The following is a 4,773-nucleotide window of genomic DNA, read 5'->3' as shown; positions in this document are numbered from 1 at the left end:
CCCCGTGTGCGTGACTTTCGCGGTATTTCCGGCCGGGCGTTTGACGGTCGCGGCAACTACAACATCGGCGTGAAAGAGCAAATCATTTTTCCCGAGATCGAGTATGACAAGGTTGATGCCCTGCGCGGTCTTAACATCAGTATCACCACCACGGCCAAGACTGACGATGAGTGCAAAGCACTGCTCGCCGCTTTCCGTTTCCCGTTCAAGAACTGAGGTGCCCTGTGGCTAAAGTAGCTTTGATCGAGCGTGAGCTCAAGCGTGACAAACTGGTCGCCAAGTACGCGAAAAAACATGCGGAACTGAAAGCAATTTCAACCGACTTCAAGCGCACGGATGAAGAGCGTGCGGCTGCTCGTTTGGAATTGCAAAAGTTGCCCCGCAATGCCAATCCCACTCGTCAGCGCAACCGCTGCGCCATCACCGGTCGCCCTCGTGGCACCTTCCGCCAATTTGGTTTGGGTCGTGCCAAGATCCGTGAAATGGCCTTCGCTGGCAATATTCCCGGCATCACCAAAGCCAGCTGGTAAGCAGGCAGGAGAAATTCAATATGAGCATGAGTGATCCCATTGCCGACCTGTTGACGCGTATTCGTAACGCGCAAATGGTGGCCAAGCCGACAGTGTCGGTGCCATCATCCAAGGTCAAAATTGCCATCGTCCAGGTGTTGAAGGAAGAGGGCTACATCGACGGCTTTCACGTCAAAACCGACGCAGGCAAATCCGAATTGGAAATTTCCCTGAAGTACTACGCAGGCCGCCCCGTGATTGAGCGCATTGAGCGCGTATCACGTCCTGGTTTGCGTGTGTACAAAGGGCATAACGCCATTCCGCAGGTCATGAACGGATTGGGCGTGGCGATTGTCACCACCCCCAAAGGCGTGATGACCGATCGCAAAGCACGCGCCACTGGCGTGGGCGGCGAAGTTCTTTGTTACGTGGCTTAAGGGAGAAACATACATGTCCCGCGTTGCCAAAATGCCCGTCACCGTTCCCGCAGGAGTGGACGTGACCATGAACGAACAACACATCAGCGTCAAAGGCGCAGGTGGTCAACTGTCTATCGCCAACAATGCCTTGGTCAAAGTTGTGCGCCAAGCTGACACACTCACGTTTGAGCCAGCCAATGAAAGCCGTGAAGCCAACGCCATGAGCGGAACTTTGCGCCAGTTGGTCAACAACATGGTGGTCGGTGTCACCAAAGGGTTCGAGAAAAAACTCAACTTGGTTGGCGTGGGCTACAAGGCCGCTGCACAAGGCGCCAAGTTAAACCTGGCTGTCGGTTACTCACACCCAGTCAATATTGATATGCCCTCTGGTATCAAGGTAGAAACACCTACACCCACCGAGGTCATCATCAAAGGCGCAGACCGCCAACGTGTCGGTCAAATCGCCGCTGAAATTCGCGCTGTTCGTCCACCTGAGCCTTACAAAGGCAAAGGCATCCGTTATTCGGACGAAAAGATCACGATCAAAGAGACCAAGAAGAAATAAGGAGCTGCAACATGCTAAGCAAAAAACAGCAGCGACTGCGCCGTTCACGTCAAACCCGTATCCGTATTGCCACGCAAGGCGTAGCACGCCTGACGGTGAACCGCACCAACTTACACATTTACGCCAGCGTCATTTCTGGCGATGGCACCAAAGTGATTGCAACGGCCTCTACTGCCGAATCCGAGGTGCGTCAAGCACTGGGCGCTATCGGCAAGGGTGGAAATCAGTCGGCAGCGGAAGTCATTGGCAAGCGTATCGCTGAAAAAGCCAAGGCTGCAGGCGTGGAAAAAGTCGCTTTCGATCGTGCAGGCTTTGCCTACCACGGTCGCGTCAAAACATTGGCAGATGCCGCACGTGCTGCTGGCTTGCAGTTCTAACCGATACGGATACACAACATGGCAAAAGTTCAAGCAAAAATGCAAGACGACAGTCGTGACGACGGTCTGAAGGAAAAAATGATCGCGGTCAACCGCGTCACCAAAGTGGTCAAGGGTGGTCGTATTCTCGGCTTCGCTGCACTCACAGTGGTTGGCGATGGCGACGGTCGCGTTGGTATGGGCAAAGGCAAATCCAAGGAAGTGCCAGCTGCCGTGCAAAAGGCCATGGAAGAGGCCCGCCGCAACATGCACAAAGTGTCACTGAAAAATGGCACGATTCACCATAATGTCACTGGCCACCATGGTGCAGCCAATGTACAAATGGCGCCAGCTCCCAAGGGAACCGGCATCATTGCTGGTGGCCCCATGCGAGCTGTGTTCGAAGTCATGGGCATCACCGACATCGTGGCCAAAAGCCATGGTTCATCCAACCCTTACAACATGGTTCGTGCCACGTTGGATGCGTTGACCAAATCCACGACAGCCTCCGAAGTGGCGGCTAAACGTGGCAAGAGCGTCGAAGATCTCTTCGTCTAATCCGGGAGCAGCGACATGTCCACATCTACTTCAACCGTCAAAGTGCAATTGGTGCGCAGTCCCATAGGCACCAAAGAATCTCACCGTGCCACAGTGCGCGGTTTGGGCTTGCGCAAAATCGGCAGCACCAGTGAATTGCAGGACACACCTGCAGTGCGCGGCATGATCAACAAGATCAGCTATTTGGTCAAAGTTCTCTAAAGGCCACAGCCATGCAACTCAATGAAATCAAGCCCGCAGACGGCTCACGCAAAAACCGCCGCCGCGTAGGTCGCGGTATTGGCTCAGGCCTTGGCAAAACTGCCGGCCGCGGTCACAAAGGTCAAAAGTCACGTTCAGGCGGTTACCACAAAGTGGGTTTTGAAGGCGGTCAAATGCCTTTACAACGCCGTTTGCCCAAGCGCGGCTTCAAGTCACGCACACTGCGGTACAACGAAGAAGTCACATTGGCAGCTTTGCAAACATTGCAAGCAACTGATATTGATATGTTGACATTGAAAACGGCCGGTCTGATCAGTCAGATGGCCAAAGTGGTCAAAGTCATCAAGACAGGTGAAATCACCCGTGCTGTGAAATTGAACGGCATTGGTGCAACAGCTGCTGCCAAGTCTGCCATCGAAGCCGCTGGCGGCTCTATCGCTTAACAGACGAGGAAGAAGCAATTGGCAACCGGCTCAAGCTCAGCAAAAACAGACAAGTACGGCGACCTGCGTCGCCGGCTCGTCTTTTTGCTGCTCGCTTTGGTTGTTTACCGCATTGGCACACATATTCCTGTGCCGGGTATCGACCCGAACCAATTGCAACAGCTCTTCAAAGGACAACAGGGCGGCATTCTCAGCCTGTTCAATATGTTCTCTGGCGGTGCTTTGTCACGCTTCAGTATTTTTGCGCTCGGCATCATGCCTTACATCTCTGCATCCATCATCATGCAGTTGATGTCTTATGTGGTTCCCAGCATGGAAGCACTGAAAAAGGAAGGCGAAGCCGGCCGTCGCAAAATCACCCAGTACACGCGTTACGCCACCCTCGGCTTGGCTTTGTTCCAGTCACTCGGTATCGCTGTCGCGCTTGAATCATCCGCTGGTTTGGTCAACGCACCTGGCATGGGTTTTCGTATCACTGCCATGGTCTCACTGACGGCTGGCACCATGTTTTTGATGTGGCTGGGCGAACAAATCACCGAGCGTGGTTTAGGCAACGGCATTTCTATCATCATTTTTGCTGGCATAGCCGCTGGCTTGCCCAAGTCCATCGGCGGCTTGCTGGAGTTGGTGCGCACAGGCGCCATGAGCATCATTGTGGCTTTATTGATTGTGGTGTTGGTGGCTGGTATCACTTATTTTGTGGTGTTTGTCGAGCGCGGTCAGCGAAAGATTTTGGTTAATTACGCCAGACGGCAAGTGGGTAACAAGGTGTATGGCGGACAGTCTTCGCATTTACCGCTCAAGCTGAACATGTCTGGTGTCATCCCGCCCATTTTTGCTTCATCTATTATTTTGTTGCCTTCAACCATCGTCAGTTGGTTCAGCGCAGGTTCTAGCCTCAATTGGCTGAAAGACATTTCTGCGGCTTTGTCTCCTGGTCAACCGCTGTATGTGATGTTGTATGCCGTTGCCATTATCTTTTTCTGCTTTTTCTACACAGCGCTGGTGTTCAACAGCCGCGAAACCGCAGACAACTTGAAGAAAAGCGGTGGCTTCATTCCGGGTATTCGTCCGGGCGACCAGACCGCCAAATTCATTGACAAAATTTTGCTTCGATTGACGCTTGCAGGTGCCATTTACATCACGTTTGTGTGTCTGGTGCCAGAGTTTCTGATCCTCAAGTACAACGTGCCGTTTTATTTTGGCGGCACCTCACTGTTGATTATTGTGGTGGTCACCATGGACTTCATGGCCCAAGTGCAAAACTACCTCATGAGTCAGCAGTATGAATCATTGCTCAAAAAGGCCAACTTCAAGATGGCTCCAGGTGGCTGATTGGGCGCATGGCGAAGGACGACGTCATCCAAATGCAGGGAGAGGTGGTTGAAAACCTGCCCAATGCAACTTTCCGGGTCAAACTGGAAAATGGACATGTGGTGCTTGGCCATATCTCCGGCAAGATGCGGATGCACTACATCCGTATCCTGCCAGGAGACAAAGTGACAGTGGAGTTGACGCCCTACGATTTAACCAGGGCAAGAATTGTGTTCCGCGCCAAATAAGGCGTTGAATGAAAGAGTTTGTTGGGATGCGCAGGGTGCGTGTTCCGGGTTTTTAGGAGAATGAAATGAAAGTTTCGGCTTCGGTCAAAACAATTTGCCGCAACTGCAAGATCATCCGCCGCAAGGGCGTGGTGCGGGTTATCTGCACCGACCCGCGTCA

Annotated in this window: 10 protein-coding genes and 1 pseudogene; all 11 read left to right on the top strand. The window is 52.8% G+C overall.

The window, feature by feature from the left end; translation table 11 throughout:
* A pseudogene (locus tag AC9UG7_RS00765) lies at positions 1–216 on the top strand (50S ribosomal protein L5); the annotation flags it as partial.
* 8 nt (positions 217–224) lie between these two features.
* Positions 225–530, top strand: coding sequence for a 30S ribosomal protein S14 (rpsN, locus tag AC9UG7_RS00760; RefSeq protein ID WP_509583115.1), 306 nt, complete (start codon positions 225–227; stop codon positions 528–530).
* Positions 531–550: 20 nt separating this feature from the next.
* Entirely contained in the window at positions 551–946 is a 396-nt protein-coding gene (rpsH, locus tag AC9UG7_RS00755) for a 30S ribosomal protein S8 (RefSeq protein WP_509583113.1), read from the top strand.
* Between the two features lie 13 nt (positions 947–959).
* Complete coding sequence (rplF, locus tag AC9UG7_RS00750; RefSeq protein ID WP_509583111.1) at positions 960–1,493, top strand: 50S ribosomal protein L6; 534 nt, start codon at positions 960–962, stop codon at positions 1,491–1,493.
* Between the two features lie 11 nt (positions 1,494–1,504).
* A complete protein-coding gene (gene rplR, locus AC9UG7_RS00745; RefSeq protein WP_509583109.1) occupies positions 1,505–1,870 on the top strand; it encodes a 50S ribosomal protein L18 in 366 nt (121 codons plus the stop codon).
* Between the two features lie 18 nt (positions 1,871–1,888).
* Positions 1,889–2,407 carry a 30S ribosomal protein S5 gene (gene rpsE / locus AC9UG7_RS00740; protein ID WP_509583108.1) on the top strand — a complete coding sequence of 173 codons (519 nt, stop codon included), beginning with the start codon at positions 1,889–1,891 and terminating at the stop codon, positions 2,405–2,407.
* 15 nt (positions 2,408–2,422) lie between these two features.
* A complete protein-coding gene (gene rpmD / locus AC9UG7_RS00735) occupies positions 2,423–2,608 on the top strand; it encodes a 50S ribosomal protein L30 (RefSeq protein WP_506612691.1) in 186 nt (61 codons plus the stop codon).
* 11 nt (positions 2,609–2,619) lie between these two features.
* Positions 2,620–3,051, top strand: a complete 432-nt coding sequence (gene rplO, locus AC9UG7_RS00730) for a 50S ribosomal protein L15 (RefSeq protein WP_509583106.1) — start codon at positions 2,620–2,622, stop codon at positions 3,049–3,051.
* Positions 3,052–3,069: 18 nt separating this feature from the next.
* A complete protein-coding gene (gene secY / locus AC9UG7_RS00725; RefSeq protein ID WP_509583105.1) occupies positions 3,070–4,386 on the top strand; it encodes a preprotein translocase subunit SecY in 1,317 nt (438 codons plus the stop codon).
* Between the two features lie 8 nt (positions 4,387–4,394).
* Entirely contained in the window at positions 4,395–4,613 is a 219-nt protein-coding gene (infA, locus tag AC9UG7_RS00720; protein WP_498599898.1) for a translation initiation factor IF-1, read from the top strand.
* A gap of 65 nt (positions 4,614–4,678) precedes the next feature.
* A partial coding sequence (gene rpmJ / locus AC9UG7_RS00715; RefSeq protein WP_509583118.1) for a 50S ribosomal protein L36 occupies positions 4,679–4,773 on the top strand: 95 nt, incomplete at its 3' end.

The organism is Limnohabitans sp. (assembly GCF_046052765.1).
Classification (GTDB): domain Bacteria; phylum Pseudomonadota; class Gammaproteobacteria; order Burkholderiales; family Burkholderiaceae_C; genus Limnohabitans.
Note: the sequence above shows the minus strand (reverse complement) of the source record. Positions and strands in the feature narration are given on the sequence as shown.